A 15666-nucleotide genomic window follows, 5' to 3' on the forward strand; every position below is an offset into this window, starting at 1 on the left:
GACCGGGACCGCTCGCGGGACGACACCGGACGGCCCGCGCCCGGCCCCGACGAGGCCAGGGTGCGCGCGGCCCGCTTCAGCAGCTTCCGCAACGCGGTACGCCCCGGCACGGCCCCCGAGGGCCAGCCACCGCACACCCGGCCCGATGAACCACGCGAAGGCGCCCCGGCCGACACCCCCGCTGTCTCCCATCCCTCCACGCAACCGCACACGCACCTGGAAGGCGACACCACTTCATGACCGGCCCGACCACCGCGGACGACACGCTCACCTGGCTCCTCGAGGGCCTGCTGGAGAAGACTCCGGGCGCCCGGCACGCGCTCGTACTCTCCCGCGACGGCCTCAAGCTGTGCCGTACCCCGGAGTTGTCCGTCGACCAGGCGGACCAGCTCGCCGCCATCGCCGCCGGCATCCAGTCGCTGTCGCACGGGGCGTCCGTGGAGTTCGGCGACGGCAGCGGCGGCGTCCGCTCGGCGATGGCCGAGTTCTACGGCGGGGTGCTGTTCATCGTCGAGGCCGGCGAGGGCGCCCATCTGGCCGTGGTGACCAGCGAGGACGCGGACCCGGGCGTGGTCGGCCACACGATGAGCGAACTGGTGGAGCAGCTCGGCGAGCACCTGACCGCGCCGCCCCGCTCCTCATGAGCCGTCCGGGCAGGGACGACGCTCCCGACCGTCTCTACACCCTCACGCGGGGACGGATCGGGACCGGCGCCGGCAGCCCGCTGGACCTGGTCACGCTGATCGTCGCCGAGTCGGCCGCGGCCACCGGCATGCAGTCCGAGCACGTGGCCATCCTGCGGCTGGCGGAGTTCCCCACCTCGGTGGTGGAGATCGCCGCCGAGCTGCGCCTGCCCGTCAGCATCACCAAGGTGCTGCTGTCCGACCTGCTGGCCACCGGCCATGTCAGCGCCCGTCATCCGCGCCGCCCCGCCATCACCGACCCCGACATCCTGGAGCAGGTGCTCGTTGGACTCCGCAATCTCTGACGCGCGCACCCCGTTGGGTGCCTCCGCCGACAACGGTCTGAAGATCGTCGTCGTGGGCGGCTTCGGCGTCGGCAAGACCACGCTGGTCCGCTCGGTCAGCGAGATCCGTCCCCTCAACACCGAGGAGACGATGACGCAGGCGGGCGAGTCGGTGGACGACATCGCGCACGTCGGCACCAAGACGGCCACCACCGTCGCCTTCGACTTCGGCCGCATCACGCTGGACGCGCACAACGTGCTGTACCTGTTCGGCGCGCCCGGCCAGGAGCGGTTCTGGTTCCTGTGGGACCGGCTGTTCTCCGGCACCCTCGGCGCGGTCGTCCTGGTCGACACCCGGCGCATCGACGACTCCTGGTACGCCATCGACCGCCTGGAACACCACGGCACCCCGTTCATCGTGGCCTGCAACGACTTCGGCGGCCCGGTGCGCGCGGGCGCGGACGTACGCGAGGCGCTCGATCTCGACCCGGACGTCCCCCTCGTCGACTGCGACGCGCGGTCCCGCGAGTCGGCCAAGGAGGTCCTGATCACCCTGGTCCGCCATGTGCAGGCCCGGTACGCCACGGCCGCCGGGGTCAGAGGGGAACTGGTGTGATGTCCGAGGCCGTTCCGCTCGGCGGACCCCGCTTCCAGACCGAACCCGCCTGCCTGTACCGGGAGATGCGGCGCGATCACGGCTCCGTCGTCCCGGTGGAGCTGGACGGCGGCATCCCGGCCTGGCTGGTGCTGGGCTACCGCGAGCTGCATCAGGTGACCGGTGATCCGGTGCTGTTCAGCCGGGACTCCGAGCTGTGGAACCAGTGGGAGAACATCCCGGAGGACTGGCCGCTGCTGCCGATGATCGGGCACCGCCAGCCCTCCATCCTCTACACGGTCGGGGAACGGCACCGGCAGCGTGCCGCGATGATCAGCAACGCGCTGGAGTCGGTCGACCCCTTCGAACTCCGGCGCCAGTCCGAGCGGTTCGCGGACGAGCTGATCGACACCGTCTGCCTCTCCGGCGAGGCCGACCTGGTCGCCCAGTACTCCTCCCTGCTGCCGGTACGCGTCCTCGCGCACCTCTACGGCTTCCCGGACGACGAGGGGCCGTCACTGGTCACCGCGCTCAACGACATGATCGACGGCCGGGAGCGGGCGCTGGCCGGGCAGTCCCACCTCGCCTCCTCCATGGCCCGGCTGGTCGCCGACCGTACCGAGAAGCCCGCCGACGACGTGGTCTCGCGGATGCTGGCGGACGACAGCGGCTTCACGGGCGAGGAGATCGTCCAGGACCTGATGGTGATGATGGCCGCCGGTCACCAGCCGACCGCCGACTGGATCGGCAACTCGCTGCGGCTGATGCTGACCGACGACCGGTTCGCGGCCTCCCTGTTCGGCGGCCGCAACAGTGTCGCGGAGGCGATGAACGAGGTGCTGTGGGAGGACACCCCCACGCAGAACGTGGCGGGCCGCTGGGCCGCGCGCGACACCCATCTCGGCGGGCGCCGGGTCCGCGCAGGTGACCTGCTGCTGCTCGGTCTCCAGGGCGCCAACTCCGACCCCCAGGTGCGTACCGACGCCTCCGCGCTGACCGGCGGCAACAACGCGCACTTCTCCTTCGGGCACGGCGAGCACCGCTGCCCGTTCCCGGCGCAGGAGATCGCCGAGGTCATCGCGCGCACCGGCATCGAGGTCGTCCTCGACCGGCTGCCGGACATCGACCTGGCGGTGCCCGCCGGGTCCCTCACCCGCCGGCCCTCGCCGTGGCTGCGCGGGCTGACCGAGCTGCCCGTGCGGTTCACTTCGACCCCTGCCCTGGGAGGCACGTCACGATGACCCCCGGTACCGGTATTTCCCGTATCGCGCTCGACCCGTTCGTCACCGACCTGGACGGCGAGAGCGCGGCCCTGCGCGCCGCCGGGCCGCTGGCGGCCGTGGAGCTGCCCGGCGGGGTGCCGGTGTGGGCCGTCACCCGGCACGCCGAGGCCAAGGCGCTGCTGACCGACCCGCGCCTGGTGAAGGACATCAATGTGTGGGCCGCCTGGCGGCGCGGCGAGATACCGGCGGACTGGCCGCTGATCGGGCTGGCCAATCCGGGCCGTTCGATGCTCACCGTGGACGGCGCGGACCACCGGCGGATGCGCACGCTGGTGGCACAGGCGCTCACCCCCCGCCGGGTGGAGCTGATGCGGGAGCGGATCGGCGAGCTCACCCGGGACCTGCTGGACGCCCTGCCCGCCGACGGCGGGGTGGTGGACCTGAAGGCGGCCTTCGCCTACCCGCTGCCGATGTACGTGGTGGCCGAGCTGATGGGCATCGACGAGGCGCTCCTGCCCCGGCTGAAGGTGCTGTTCGAGAAGTTCTTCTCCACTCAGACCCCGCCCGCCGAGGTCATCGCCACCCTGACCGAGCTGGCCGGGATGATGGCGGCGACCGTCGCGGCCAAGCGTGCCGAGCCGGGGGACGACCTCACCAGCGCGCTGATCCTGGCCTCCGCCGACGGCGACCACCTCACGGACGAGGAGATCGTCGCCACCCTCCAGTTGATGATCGCCGCCGGACACGAGACGACGATCTCCCTCATCGTCAACGCGGTCGTCAATCTCTCCACCCACCCCGAACAGCGGGAACTGGTGCTGTCCGGGAAGGCGGACTGGTCGGCGGTGGTCGAGGAGACGCTGCGCTGGTCGACCCCGACCTCGCACGTGCTGATCCGCTTCGCCACCGAGGACGTGCCGGTCGGCGACCGGGTGATCCCGGCCGGGGACGCGCTGATCGTGTCGTACGGCGCGCTCGGCCGCGACGAGGAGGCGCACGGGCCGAGCGCCGGGGAGTTCGACATCACGCGGGAGACCAGGAACCGGCACATCTCCTTCGGCCACGGCCCGCACGTCTGCCCCGGCGCCGCCCTGTCCCGCCTGGAGGCGGGGGTGGCGCTGCCCGCGCTGTACGCCCGTTTCCCCGACCTGGACCTGGCGGTCCCGGCGGCCGGGCTGCGCCACAAGCCGGTGGTCACGCAGAACGACCTGTTCGAGCTCCCGGTCCGCCTGAACGGGTGACTTGACTTCGAGCGCGCTTCAGCTCGTAGCGTCGCAGGTGCTCCGGTGCCCGGCGTCCCTCCACGGGATGCCGGGCGGCCAGATCCGTCGCTAGATGGATGAAGGGGCCCGAATTCGTCCGACGTGACGATCGAGCGCGTGCGAAAGGCTGGAACACCACATGCGACAGCGCAGTCTGCGTGACCTGCAAGTTTCCGCAATCGGTCTGGGCTGTATGGGAATGTCCGCCTTCTATGGGACGGCGGACCAGGACGAGGGCGTGGAGACCATCCGGCGCGCCCGTGAGCTGGGCATCGACTTCCTGGACACCGCCCAGATGTACGGGCCGCTGGCCAACGAGTCCCTGGTCGGCGAGGCGATCCGGGGCCACCGGGACGAGTACGTGCTCGCCACCAAGTTCAACTACCGGATGGACGACGCGGTACCGGGCGACATGTCCAGCGTGGGCCGCCAGGACGGCTCGGCCGAGCATGTCCGGACCTCGGTGGAGGGCTCGCTCCAGCGGCTCGGCACCGACCACATCGACCTGTACTACCAGCACCGGGTCGACCCGAACGTACCGATCGAGGAGACGGTCGGCGCGCTCGCCGAGCTGGTCGCCGAGGGCAAGATCGGGCACATCGGGCTGAGCGAGGCGAGCGCGGAGACGCTGCGCCGGGGCAACGCGGTCCACCCGATCACGGCCGTGCAGAGCGAGTACTCGCTGTGGTCGCGGGACGTGGAGGCGGAGGTGCTGCCGACCTGCCGCGAGCTGGGCATCGGCTTCGTCGCCTACTCCCCGCTGGGCCGCGGCTTCCTGGCCGGCCGCTTCTCCTCACCCGAGGAGCTGGACGAGAACGACTACCGCCGCAACAGCCCCCGCTTCACCGACCAGCATCTGCAGGCCAACCTGCGCCTCGCGGCGAAGGTCAAGGAGATCGCCGAGAAGAAGGGCGTCACCCCCGCCCAGCTCGCCCTCGCCTGGGTCCTCGCCCAGGGCGACCACATCGTTCCCATCCCGGGCACCAAGCGCCGCTCCTACCTCGAACAGAACGCAGCCGCGGTCGACATCGTCCTCACTCCCGAGGAACTCTCGCAGATCGACGCCGAGTTGCCCGAGGTCTCGGGCGAACGCTACGACGAGGCGGGCATGCGAGCCGTCAACCTCTGAGCCGTGCCGCCCGGCCGGGACCCGCGTACGGCGCCGGGTCCCGGCCGGTGTGGCTCGCCGGCCGGTGTGTTTCGCTAGCGGCCCATCATCCCGGCCGCCCGGGCGCCCCGGCGTCCGCCCGCTCGGTTGGCCGCGGTAGCCATGAGGGCGAGGCACAGGCCGACCGCTCCGGCGACGATGTTGCTGATGATCGTGCGGGTGGTGCTGACGTTGCCCGCGACCACCCAGGGAGCGATGATCATCCAGATGCCGATGAGGGCGGCGGCCCAGGCGCGCGCGTGGGTGCGCTCGTAGGCGTGGCCGAAGCCGCTCATCAGCAGGGCGTAGGCGACGCCCGCGATCAGGTTGTTCACCGCGAGGGTGGTGAAGCCGTTGAAGCCCGCGATCCACGGGGAGGCCGCCATGTAGAGCCCCGTGATCAGGGCCATCGCCTCGACGGCCTGTCCCTGCTGCGTCGCGGCCGCCCGCTCCGCGAGCACGAAGCGCTCCCGCATCTCCAGGACGTCCGGGTGCGTCTCCATCGTGGTGTGCATTCGTTCCGTCATGATCGCGCCTCCTGCGTAGGGGCTCCACGTCCTTATGTGGATTTTACGACGATTCGAGTACCCCCCGAAAACCGCGCACACCCGACGAAACGGGACTCACTTCACCGGCTTGAGGTCCGTGATCTTGCGCGTCGTCAGATCGGACTGGACGTCGATCCGGGTGACCTCCGGGTTCTTGCCGTCGCTCCAGGTCAGGGTGACCCTGCTGGTGGCGTGGCCCATGCCGGCGCCGGTGTAGACGACCTTCCACTTCACCGGCACGTTCTGGGCGAAGAGGATGCCGTCGGCGTGGTTCTTCTTCTCCCAGGCGGTGACCTTCTTGCGGGCGGAGGCGGAGAGGTAGAAGTCGCGCAGCGCCTTGGCGTCGGCCCCGCTCGCCGGGTCCTCGTTCTCCCACACGGCGTCGATGTAGGCGCCGTAGAAGTCGGAGACCCGCTGGGTGACATTGCGCGGGTCGCCCTGGACGGAGGTCGCGGCGGCGGGCCGGGACGGGGTGGGGGCGGCGCCCGCGAGCGCCGGGGTGACGGCGGCCAGGGCGAGGCCCGCGGCGAGGGCGACGACGGTCAGCGGAGTCGTACGAATGCGGATGGACATGTGTCTCGATTCCCCGTATTCCACGCGGCCGGGCCGATCCCGGTCGTTGACGGTGCCTAAGACCGCAATTCTCGCGCCCCGGTTCCCGATTCCGGCGCTTTGGCTTCGCGGCGTCGCGCCCGCACCCGGCCGGCGTCGGGCCAGCGCACGTCGTAGGCCCAGCCGAGCCCCTCGAACCAGCGGATCAGGCGGGCGCTGGCGTCCAGTTGGCCGGTGAGGACACCGTGCCGGGCGCTGGTCGGGTCCGCGTGGTGGAGGTTGTGCCAGGACTCGCCGAACGACAGCGGGGCCAGCCACCACACGTTGCCGGAGCGGTCCCGGCTGCGGAACGGGTGCGCACCGGTCGCGTGGCAGATGGAGTTGATGGACCAGGTCACATGGTGCACCAGGCAGATCCGCACGAGCCCGGCCCAGAAGAACGCCGTCGCCGCGCCCGCCCAGGTCCCGGTGATCAGCAGCCCGAGCAGGGCGGGGAGCGCGAGCGAGAGCCCGGCGAAGACCCCGAAGCCCCGCGAGACCAGCCGCAGCGCCGGGTCCCGTTCCAGGTCGGGCGCGTACTGGGCCGCGGGGGCGTGGTCGGTGTCGAAGAGCCAGCCGAGGTGGGCGTGGAACATGCCCTTGGCGAGCGCGCCCGGCGTGCGGCCGTACCGCCAGGGTGAGTGCGGGTCGCCGTCGCGGTCGGAGTACCGGTGGTGCTTGCGGTGGTCGGCGACCCAGGTGAACAGCGGCCCCTGCACGGCGAGGCTCCCCGCGACGGCGAGCGCGATCCGCAGCGGGCGGCGCGCCTTGAACGAGCCGTGGGTGAAGTACCGGTGGAACCCGACGGTGATGCCGAGCCCGCTGACCAGGTAGAACACGGCGGCGAGCGCGACGTCGACCGGGCTGAGTCCGTTGTGCCAGGCCAGCGGGACGGCGGCGAGGAGGGCGAGGAAGGGGACGGCGACGAAGACCCCGATGAGGATCTGTTCGGCGTTCGGCCAGGACCACGGCCGGCCGAGGGGCGGTTCGGCGTGCGGGGTCTGCGGCGCTTCCGGGACTTCCGGCACGGGCGGGACCTTTCGGCTGGGCACGGGCGCTGGGTGGGCCCGCTCGGGAGTGACTACTCGGCGGCGGTGAGGGCCAGTACGGCGTTCTGGCCGCCGAAACCGAAGGAGCTGCTGATGGCGGCGCGCATCGGCGTGGGACGCGGGACCTTGGCGACGACGTCGAGGTCGATGGCCGGGTCCTGGGTGTGCAGGTTGGCGGTGGGCGGGATGAGCTGGTGGCGCAGGGTGAGGGCGGTGCAGGCGGCCTCGATGGCACCTGCACCGCCGATGGCGTGCCCGATGGTGCCCTTCACGGCGGTCACCGGGGGCGGGCGGTGGAAGACCTGGTGGAGCGCGTTGTGCTCGGCGAGGTCGCCCTGCGGGGTGGCGGTGCCGTGCGCGTTGACGTGGTCGATGTCCTCGGGGGCGAGCCCGGCGTCGAGGAGGGCGCTGCGGATGGCGCGGGCGGCGCCGTCGCCGCCGGGGTGCGGGGAGGTGAAGTGGTGGGCGTCGCAGGAGGCGCCGTACCCGGCGACCAGGGCGGTGGGCCGGGCGGCGCGGGCGCGGGCGTCGGCGGTGCGTTCCAGGACGAGTACGGCGGCACCCTCACCGAGCACGAAGCCGTCACGGTCGCGGTCGAAGGGGCGGGACGCCTCGTGCGGGGCGTCGGCGCGGCGGGACAGGGCGCGCATCTGGGCGAAGCAGGCGGCGGTCATCGGCAGCCGGGCGGACTCGCTGCCGCCCGCCAGGACGAGATCGCAGGCGCCGGAGAGCAGCAGGTCGCGGGCGAGACCGATGGCGCTGGTGCCGGAGGCGCAGGCCGTCGAGACGACCAGGTTGGGGCCCGTCGCACCGAGGTCGAGGGCGATCTCGGCGGCGGCCATGTTGGGCACGCTGCGCGGCAGGGCGAGCGGGGAGACCCGGTCGGGGACGCGGGCGGCGAGCCGGTCGAACTCGGCCTGCCACCCCTGCATGGAGCCGGTGCCGACGCCCATGACGATGCCGATGCGCGGGCCGTCCCAGTGGCCGGGGGTGAGCCCGGCGTCGGCGACGGCCTCGCGGGCGGCCAGCAGGGCGAAGGTGGTGAAGCGGTCCAGCCGGCGGCTGAGCCGGTGCCCGAGCAGCCGGGGCGCGTCGAGGTCGGGCACCTGGCAGGAGAACGCCACCGGCAGGCCGTCGAGTCCGGGGTCGGCGGTGGCCGTGGAGGTCCCGGCGCACAGGCCCTCCCAGGCGGCCGCCTGTCCGACGCCGGCCGGGGTGACCAGTCCGATTCCGGTGACGGCCACGGGGGCGCGCCGGGTCGCTTGACCTGCGTTCACGAGCTGCATGAGCGGTGATTATCCGGACCTGCGGGGCACTCCCCGGGCCGCCACGACCCGTTCGGCCCAGGACGCCCCGGGCTACCACCCGGATGCCCGAACGTCCTCGGCGCCGCGCCTCATTCCCGGCCGGCGGACGGGAGCACGGCGGGAGCGGCCGGCCTGCGGCGGGGCCGACAGCGGCCGGGACCGCTCTGGCTGAGCAACGCCTCGGCCACGAAACGCAGTTGGCGGGCGGTCGTGCGGCACGCGGCGGCCTGGCGGGCCAGGGTGGGTCTGCCCCACTCCGGCGCGGCGACCCGGCCGTTCAGGGCGGCGGCGGTGGCGAGCAGGCGGCGGGCGTAGCCGTCCATCAGATCCGCGTCGGTGCGCAACTGGGCTATGCGGTCGAGGAGTTCGGCGGCAATCGGGTGGGCGGGCGTGGAGTGGCTCACCATCAGGGCTCCCGGTGGCGGAGGTTCAGCGCGGCAGGACGGCGCCCGCTGCGCGGTGGACCATGAACTGCGGGCAGGCCACGACGAACAGCGGCCGGGCGGTGTCGATGCCGAGCCTGCGCAGCTGCCCGGCCATGGGTTCGGCGGCGGCGGTGTCCAGCCGCAGCCGCACCCCGGCCCCCGCGTGCAGCCGGGGGCGCCCGGAGGTGCGGACCGCGGTGCGTACGGTGCTGTCGCCGCGCCGCCCGTACAGCGCCCAGTCCGGCTCCGGGCAGCGCACGCCGGGTCCGAGGCGGCCGAGGACGGCGATGCCGAGGCCGGGCGCGCTGAGCCGGAGCCGGGGGCCGGTGAGGTGGACCTCGGCGGCGGCCCGTACCGCGGGCTGGCCCCACAGCTCGCGCGCGGCCACGCGGGCCTCCTCGGTGGTGACGGCGAGGGAGAGGACGTAGCGGCCGGTACGGCGCAGGTCGGCGCGGCGCAGCAGGTCGGTGGCGAAGTCGGCCGGGTGGGGCCGCCAGAGGTCGTCCACCGGCACGGACAGCGCGATCTCGGTGTACGGGCCGAGGGTGGAGCAGCGGTGCTCGTACAGCGAGAGGACGGCGAGGGTGCGCGGGCCGATCCCGCTGGGCCGCATCCAGGGCAGGTCGGGCAGCAGGGCCCGTACGGCCTCGGTGCGGACCGGGAAGCAGAGGTGGGCGGCGGCCGAGTCCTGATAGCGCACGGGCACGCCGACCGGGCCGGTGGTCGTCGGTATCGAGGAGGTCGGCAGGGTGAGGAAGGGGTGGCCCTCGGGTGGCCGCGCCGGGTCCTTGAGCTGGTACGCCTGGCTGCGCACGACCGGGCCCCGGTACGGCGTGAGGGCCTCGTCGAGGTGCGCGCGGGCCTCGGGGGCGACGGTGCGCAGATGGCCGATGTACTCGCGCAGCAGGTGGGACTCCGGGAAGGCCCGCGTGGGTCCGGTGTAGCGGGCGTCGTACCGGCCCGGGTGGACGGCGGCGGGAGCGGCGGCCGGGACGAGGTCGTGTTCGTTGGTGACGTGGCCGACCCAGGTGCGGGGGTCGGCGGGGCGTCCGGCGGGGTCCGGAGCGCCGACCGCGATGACATGGGTGAGCCGGTAGGCGCGGCAGAACCCGGCGTCCCGCGCGAGGTTGAGCAATGCGGTACCGCCCTCGCCGTGCCCGATCAGGGCGAGTTCGGCGCCGCGCGGGATGCCGTGCTCCTCGATCGCGGGCCGCAGCGCGCGGGTGTACGGCGAGTCGGCGGTGAGCTGCTCCCGCCACGCGCCGACGACATCGCCCGAGGAGCCGTGCCGGGGGCGGCCGGAACTGGTGCCGGGGGCCTGGACGACGTACCGGACCACACCGTCGGGGCCGCGCACGTTCTGCACGAGGACGCGGCCCTCGGGGGCGAGGACGTCGATGTTGCGGAGGAAGCCGAGGAGCGAGCCCTCGGTGGCGAGGCTCTGCCTCTCCCGGTCGGTGAGGTCGACGGCCTCGGCGGCGCGCCGGCCCCCGCCGGTCTCCGGTTCCGCGGGCGCTGGCGGCTCGGCGTCCAACAGGGCTCGCACGCGCAGGAGTTCGTCCAGCACGGGGGTGAGCGCGGCGAGGGCGCGCTGGGCGCCGGGGTCGTGGAAGAGGGCGCGCAGGGCGCGTACGGCCTCGCGGTCGCCCCTGGTGCCGAGGGCCTCGGTGAGGCGGCGCATGCCGGGGTCGCGGGCCAGTTCCGGGTGGCCGGCGAGCACGGCGGCGACGCGCAGCCGCAGCGAGGTGACGGCCATCAGCGCGGCCAGGGGCTCGCCGCCCCGGCGGGCGCCGAGCAGCCGCGCGATTCTTCTGCGCGCGGCCCCTGCGGGGGCGCCCAGACCACGCGGGTCCGTCAGGGCGCGCAGCAGCGCCCAGCGGGCGGTGAGTCCCGTGCGCGGGTGGCGGGCGGCGCGTCTGTGCGGTGGGGCGAGCAGCGCGTCCGCGGTGCGTTCGGCGACGGCGCGTACGCCGTCGGCGACCTCGGCGACCTCGCGGGCGCCGTCGCGCAGGAGTTGCTCGGTGGTGCGCTGGTCGGCGTCCTGCCCGCCGGGCGCGGGCCGTCCGGGTGCGTGGCCGTCCGCTCGCATCCGACGCTCCCTCGATTCAGTCGACGTACGACGGGATGCGACCGCGTCCGGCGGGACGCGGCCTCGTGCCCATCGTCGGCCCGGGGTCCCCCGCCCGCACCTTCGTCCGGCCGGTGCCGGGTGTAGGGACCAGCGACTTTCCGGTCCGGCGCCGGGCGGGGACGGGACCGCGAGGGAGCTGGGCGCGTACCGCCGAACGGGCGACCCCGGCGTCAGCCGGCCAGGCCCGCGGCGAGGACGGCGCCGAGTTCCCAGCACGCCTCGGTGTCGGCCCTGCCGGGCGCGCCGGTGACGGTGACCGGCTCGGCGGCGCGGCGCCAGCCGAGGCCGGTGGTGACGGTCTCGATCGCGCGGACGGCACCGGTCACGTCGTTGCCGCCGTGCACCCAGTAGCCGAAGGGGCGGCCCCGGGTGGCGTCCAGGCACGGGTAGTAGATCTGGTCGAAGAAATGCTTGAGGGCGCCGGACATGTAACCGAGGTTGGCCGGGGTGCCGAGGAGGTAGCCGTCGGCGGCCAGCACGTCGGAGGCGGTCGCGGCGAGGGCCGCGCGGCGGACGACGCGGACGCCCTCGATCTCGGGCGCGGTGGCGCCGGACACGACGGCCTCGAACAGTTCCTGGCAGGTCGGCGACGGCGTGTGGTGGATGATCAGCAAGGTGGGCACGCCCGCACCCTGCCCTGCCGGCGCTTCGGTCCGCAAACAGGGCTGCCCGGAGTGCCGGTATGGGTGCGACGATGCCGGGCATCGGTAGGGAACGTGAGAGGAGCCGTCTTGGCAGAGGAAGAGCAGCGGGCGCCCGCGGCGGTGGTGTTCGACACGCTGGGCATCGCCTACGAGCAGGCGTTCGCCGCCTCTGGGCCGCATCTGGCCTCGCTGAGCTGGCTGGTGGACCACCTGATGCCGGGCAGCCGGGTGCTGGACGTGGGCAGCGGCACCGGCCGGCCCACCGCTGAGGCACTCGCGCGGGCCGGACACCGGGTGCTGGGCGTCGACGTGTCACCGGTGATGGTCGAGCTGGCCACGCGCCAGGTGCCGGACGCCGAGTTCAAGGTGGCCGACATCCGCGAACTCACGCTGGAGGAAGGGTCGTTCGAAGCGGTCTGCGTGTACTTCTCGCTGCTCCAGATGTCCCGCGAGGAACAGCGGGACGTGCTCACCTCGCTGGCGCGGGCGCTGCGGCCGGGCGGTCTCGCGGTGCTGGCCACGGTACCGGTGGACGTGGCCGACGCGGAGACCGAGTTCATGGGGCAGCCGGTACGGGTGAGCAGCTTCTCCCCCGACGACTTCGCCCAACTCGCCACGGACGCGGGGTTCTCCGTACTGTCCGAGGCGCACGCCACCTTCATGCCGGCCCACGCCGACGCCGGTCCGGAGCCGCATCTGTTCCTGTACTGCCGGCGTACGGCGCACTGAACCCCCGGTTCCGCGAGGGAACCGGGGGTTCGTGGCTCAGTAGCGCAGACGCCGGGCGCGGAGCAGCATCACCAGGCCGGAGGCGGCCAGCAGCACGCCGAGGGCCGCGGGCCACAGGTTGGCTCCGGTCTCGGCGAGGCCGCCGTTGCCCACGGCCTGCGGCTCCAGGTTCGCGGGCGGCGGGGTGGTCACGGCGGCGGCCTGTGCCGGGGCCGACTGCGAGACCTGGGGCGCGGCGGCGGTGACGGGGGCGCTGGACTCGTCGCGCCTGGGGGTGCCGCCCTGGTTCTTGGTGGTGTTGGCCGGAGCGGTCGTGGCGTCGACGCGGGGGGCCTCGACGGGGTTGGACTGCGCGGGCTGCTCGGCCGGGGCGGTGTCGGCGGGCCGGGCGGGCTCGGTCGGCCCGCCGGGCTGCTCCGACTGCGCCGGCTGGGACTCCGCGGGCTTCCCGGGCTCGGCGGTCGCGCTCGGCTCGCCGGTGTTCTGACCGCCACCGGGCTGCTCGCTCGGCTCGGCCGTCCCGCCCTTGCCGTCGTCGCCCTTGCCGTCGTCGCCGGGGCCGCAGTTCCGGCCGGAGTTGATGCAGTCGACCATCGTGCGCATCAGGCCCTCGTCGAAGACGTTGATGAAGTCGCCGTGGTCGGTGACCGGCTTGTGCTGCTGCTCCGGGAAGGAGTCGACCGCGAACAGCGGGGTGCTCTTACCGCCGTCGTTCAGGCTCGGCGCGTCCACGTCGTAGACGATCCGCTGGACGAGCTGCGGGATGGCCTTGAACCCTTCGGGGCAGTTGCCCTGGGCGTCGGCGAAGGCCACGTGGGTGCGGTGGTTGGCGCTGTCGGCGTTGCGGCCGTCCCAGCAGCTCTGGAAGTGGAAGCTGCGCACCACGTCGCTGCCCGACGGGCACAGCGGGTACTTGTCCTTGAGCTGCCGGTCCTCGAACCCGGTGCAGCTCCAGGAAGCGTTGGCGTTGGCGGGTCCGTTGACGAACGCCTTGGCGTCGCCGGTGATGATGCGCAGCAGCCGCGGCATCTCGGTGACCTTGCCGCTCGGGCTGCCGACGAAGGTCAGGGTGACCTCCTTGGGCGTGACGATCTGGCCCGCGTTGCCCTCGGTACCGCCGCCCGGCGCCCCGGCGTCCCGTTCCTGCTTGCCGTTCTGCAGGCGCAGCACCGGCCAGTAGTACGTGGATTTGTCGCCCTGGTCGGCGCAGCTCGTCTTGGCGTCGGCGAGGTCCTGGTCGCTGGCGAAGGCGGTGTTGGACTGGTTGCCGACGTAGTCGTGGAAGTGGTGGGCGCCGTTGGAGACACCGGGCGCCACGATCACGTTGTCCGAGTTGAACAGGCCGTTCTCGTTGACCCCGCACTCGGTGCGGAAGGTGCCGCCGGGGGGCGCCTTGGGGGCGTTGGGCTGTACGGAGTTGATGTCCGCGTAGTCGGCGGCCACGGGACCGTTGCCGCCCTGGCCGGTGCCGCCGTTCTGGCCCTGGCCCTGGTCCTGCCCCTGGCCCTGGTTCTGGTCCCCGCCCTGGGAGGGCGCGGCGGACTCGCCACCGGGCGCCGCCTCGGCGGGGCGCAGGGTGCAGGGGGCGAGCGCGTCGAGCTGGTCGGGGCGGTTTCCGGCCCGGCCGATGGCGTCGGCGATGCGGCCCAGGGTCGCGGTCCGCTTGTCCTTCAGCGGGTTCATCACCGAGTTGTCGGCGGCCTCGGGGTCCTGCCGGAGCGCGTCCGCCGACTGCTGGAGCCGCTGGTACGCCTCCGCGATCTGCTGGTCCAGCTGGGCCAGTTCACGGTCGACGTCCCCGCGGGCCGCCTCCGGTACGTCGGTCAGCCGGGCGCCGACGTCGGGGCAGTCGATGGTGGCCATGCCGGCCGACCTGAGAGATGCGGCGGTCGCGTCGCCGGAGCCCTGTCCGCTCCAGCCGCCTTCGCTGGCCGACGCGTAGACGTTCGCCGCGACGAGGCCGCCGCCGCCGAGCATCAGCGCGACCGCGGCGAGGGTCACGCGTCGTGCGCCGGTCGGGCGCCTGCGCCTGTTCGGTTCCAAGATCGTCCCCTGCGAGTCGTGGTCGGTGGGGGCATGTGGCGCCCCACACCCATACGCGGGGTGGCACCGGTGTGTTCAGCCCGGCCCGGATTTCATGGCGAACTCTCAAGAAAACTGCGCCAGATGAGACATAAGGGGGACGCGCGCACCCGTACGGGGGAGCCGGCCACGTGGGCGCCTAGTGTGCCCATCCGAACACGGCGGCGAACATCACAAATACGTATCGGACATTCCACCCGGTGACCTTCACACGAGTGACACAAGTTGGCTAGGTTGACCGCAGGCCGCCCGGCTCCCCGTCCCCAGGAGCCCTGAGCTGCGTCCGGTACGGGAGATTCGACCGACTTCCGGGCGCGCCGGCCCAACTGCCCCGCGGGGCGAGGAAGGAGTCGTCTCCCATGGCGCCGGAGAGTCACGAAGAGGTTCGGCAGCGGATCGACTCCCTCTACGCACGGGCCGAGAACGCGACGGGCAACTACAACGCCACCCGCGCGATGGCGGCCGCCACCCGCAGGCGGGGCGTCCCGCTGGCCAAGCGGTCCGGCAGCCGCCCCGATCCCGCGCTCGACGCCGTGACCCGGCAGTGGTTCGACGCGGCCCGTGCCAAGGCCGGACCGACCGTGCCCGCCGCGCTCCCCGCCGACCGGATGCCCGACAACGGCCCTGCCGTGGAACGCACGTGGACCGCCGCCGAGCTGGGCCTGCCCAGCCTCGAGCCCGAGACGCCCGCGCTGCCCGCCGGTTCCTCGCAGCGTCCGGTGGCCGAGCTGACCGGCGGTACGCCGTCCGCCCCGGCACTGGAGGCGGCGGGTACGGCGGCCGCGCTCCCTCCGGCCGCGCCCGTGGCGGCGCTGCCGGCCGCGGCGGTTTCCCAACTGACTGTGGACACGTCCCCGTTGGCTCCGCCTGTCCCGCCGGTCGATGGACCGGCCCTCGGTGGCTCCGGCATGCCGGGCCTCCCGGCCGCTCCCGCGCCGGCCCCGCCCGGCGGCAGCCCCGGAGTAC

At 73.4% G+C, this 15666-nt stretch carries 15 protein-coding genes and 2 pseudogenes; 9 read left to right on the plus strand and 8 right to left on the minus strand.

Going from position 1 to position 15666, the window contains the following annotated elements:
* The 7 genes and pseudogenes from CCN33_RS32520 to CCN33_RS17395 all read left to right on the plus strand — a co-directional run.
* Nucleotides 1–240: pseudogene (locus CCN33_RS32520) on the plus strand (ATP-binding protein); the annotation flags it as partial.
* The gene (locus CCN33_RS17370) at nucleotides 237–644 is read left to right on the plus strand and encodes a roadblock/LC7 domain-containing protein (protein ID WP_030813062.1); all 408 of its coding nucleotides are present in this window, start codon (nucleotides 237–239) and stop codon (nucleotides 642–644) included. The pseudogene CCN33_RS32520 and the gene CCN33_RS17370, both read left to right, overlap by 4 nt.
* Nucleotides 641–988, plus strand: a complete 348-nt coding sequence (locus tag CCN33_RS17375; protein ID WP_086694506.1) for a DUF742 domain-containing protein — start codon at nucleotides 641–643, stop codon at nucleotides 986–988. The genes CCN33_RS17370 and CCN33_RS17375 overlap by 4 nt, the downstream gene beginning before the upstream one ends.
* A 13-nt stretch (nucleotides 989–1001) precedes the next feature.
* Nucleotides 1002–1583 (plus strand): GTP-binding protein, encoded by a 582-nt coding sequence (locus CCN33_RS17380; protein WP_086694507.1) that lies wholly within the window; start codon nucleotides 1002–1004, stop codon nucleotides 1581–1583.
* Nucleotides 1583–2803 (plus strand): cytochrome P450, encoded by a 1221-nt coding sequence (locus CCN33_RS17385; RefSeq protein WP_086694508.1) that lies wholly within the window; start codon nucleotides 1583–1585, stop codon nucleotides 2801–2803. Before CCN33_RS17380 ends, CCN33_RS17385 begins: the two co-directional genes overlap by 1 nt.
* A complete protein-coding gene (locus CCN33_RS17390; protein ID WP_086694509.1) occupies nucleotides 2800–4026 on the plus strand; it encodes a cytochrome P450 family protein in 1227 nt (408 codons plus the stop codon). Before CCN33_RS17385 ends, CCN33_RS17390 begins: the two co-directional genes overlap by 4 nt.
* Nucleotides 4027–4186: 160 nt before the next feature.
* A complete protein-coding gene (locus CCN33_RS17395; protein ID WP_086694510.1) occupies nucleotides 4187–5176 on the plus strand; it encodes an aldo/keto reductase in 990 nt (329 codons plus the stop codon).
* Between the two features lie 74 nt (nucleotides 5177–5250).
* Here CCN33_RS17395 and CCN33_RS17400 read toward each other — a convergent pair whose 3' ends face one another.
* The 7 genes from CCN33_RS17400 to CCN33_RS33060 all read right to left on the minus strand — a co-directional run bounded on the left by CCN33_RS17400 (nucleotide 5251) and on the right by CCN33_RS33060 (nucleotide 11868).
* Complete coding sequence (locus CCN33_RS17400; RefSeq protein ID WP_208621785.1) at nucleotides 5251–5721, minus strand: SPW repeat protein; 471 nt, start codon at nucleotides 5719–5721, stop codon at nucleotides 5251–5253.
* A 96-nt stretch (nucleotides 5722–5817) separates the two neighbouring features.
* Nucleotides 5818–6315: a hypothetical protein gene (locus tag CCN33_RS17405; RefSeq protein ID WP_086694511.1), complete on the minus strand. Its 498-nt coding sequence runs from the start codon at nucleotides 6313–6315 to the stop codon at nucleotides 5818–5820.
* 56 nt (nucleotides 6316–6371) lie between these two features.
* Nucleotides 6372–7385: an acyl-CoA desaturase gene (locus CCN33_RS17410; protein WP_425275850.1), complete on the minus strand. Its 1014-nt coding sequence runs from the start codon at nucleotides 7383–7385 to the stop codon at nucleotides 6372–6374.
* 29 nt (nucleotides 7386–7414) lie between these two features.
* Nucleotides 7415–8659 (minus strand): beta-ketoacyl-[acyl-carrier-protein] synthase family protein, encoded by a 1245-nt coding sequence (locus CCN33_RS17415; protein ID WP_244173842.1) that lies wholly within the window; start codon nucleotides 8657–8659, stop codon nucleotides 7415–7417.
* 119 nt (nucleotides 8660–8778) lie between these two features.
* On the minus strand, nucleotides 8779–9096 hold the full coding sequence (locus tag CCN33_RS17420) for a hypothetical protein (RefSeq protein ID WP_086694514.1): 318 nt from the start codon (nucleotides 9094–9096) through the stop codon (nucleotides 8779–8781).
* A 22-nt stretch (nucleotides 9097–9118) separates the two neighbouring features.
* Nucleotides 9119–11203, minus strand: a complete 2085-nt coding sequence (locus CCN33_RS33540) for an acetoacetate decarboxylase family protein (RefSeq protein ID WP_086694515.1) — start codon at nucleotides 11201–11203, stop codon at nucleotides 9119–9121.
* Between the two features lie 212 nt (nucleotides 11204–11415).
* Nucleotides 11416–11868: a flavodoxin family protein gene (locus tag CCN33_RS33060; RefSeq protein WP_244173843.1), complete on the minus strand. Its 453-nt coding sequence runs from the start codon at nucleotides 11866–11868 to the stop codon at nucleotides 11416–11418.
* 108 nt (nucleotides 11869–11976) lie between these two features.
* Between CCN33_RS33060 and CCN33_RS17435 the strand changes: the two genes are divergently transcribed.
* On the plus strand, nucleotides 11977–12618 hold the full coding sequence (locus CCN33_RS17435; protein ID WP_244173844.1) for a class I SAM-dependent methyltransferase: 642 nt from the start codon (nucleotides 11977–11979) through the stop codon (nucleotides 12616–12618).
* Nucleotides 12619–12654: 36 nt separating this feature from the next.
* On the opposite strand, the gene CCN33_RS17440 is transcribed toward CCN33_RS17435, so the two are convergent.
* A complete protein-coding gene (locus CCN33_RS17440) occupies nucleotides 12655–14595 on the minus strand; it encodes a DUF1996 domain-containing protein (RefSeq protein WP_086694519.1) in 1941 nt (646 codons plus the stop codon).
* 464 nt (nucleotides 14596–15059) lie between these two features.
* On the opposite strand from CCN33_RS17440, the pseudogene CCN33_RS17445 reads away from it, so the two are divergent.
* Nucleotides 15060–15666: pseudogene (locus tag CCN33_RS17445) on the plus strand (C40 family peptidase); the annotation flags it as partial.

The organism is Streptomyces recifensis (genome assembly GCF_002154615.1).
Lineage (GTDB): Bacteria > Actinomycetota > Actinomycetes > Streptomycetales > Streptomycetaceae > Streptomyces > Streptomyces griseoluteus.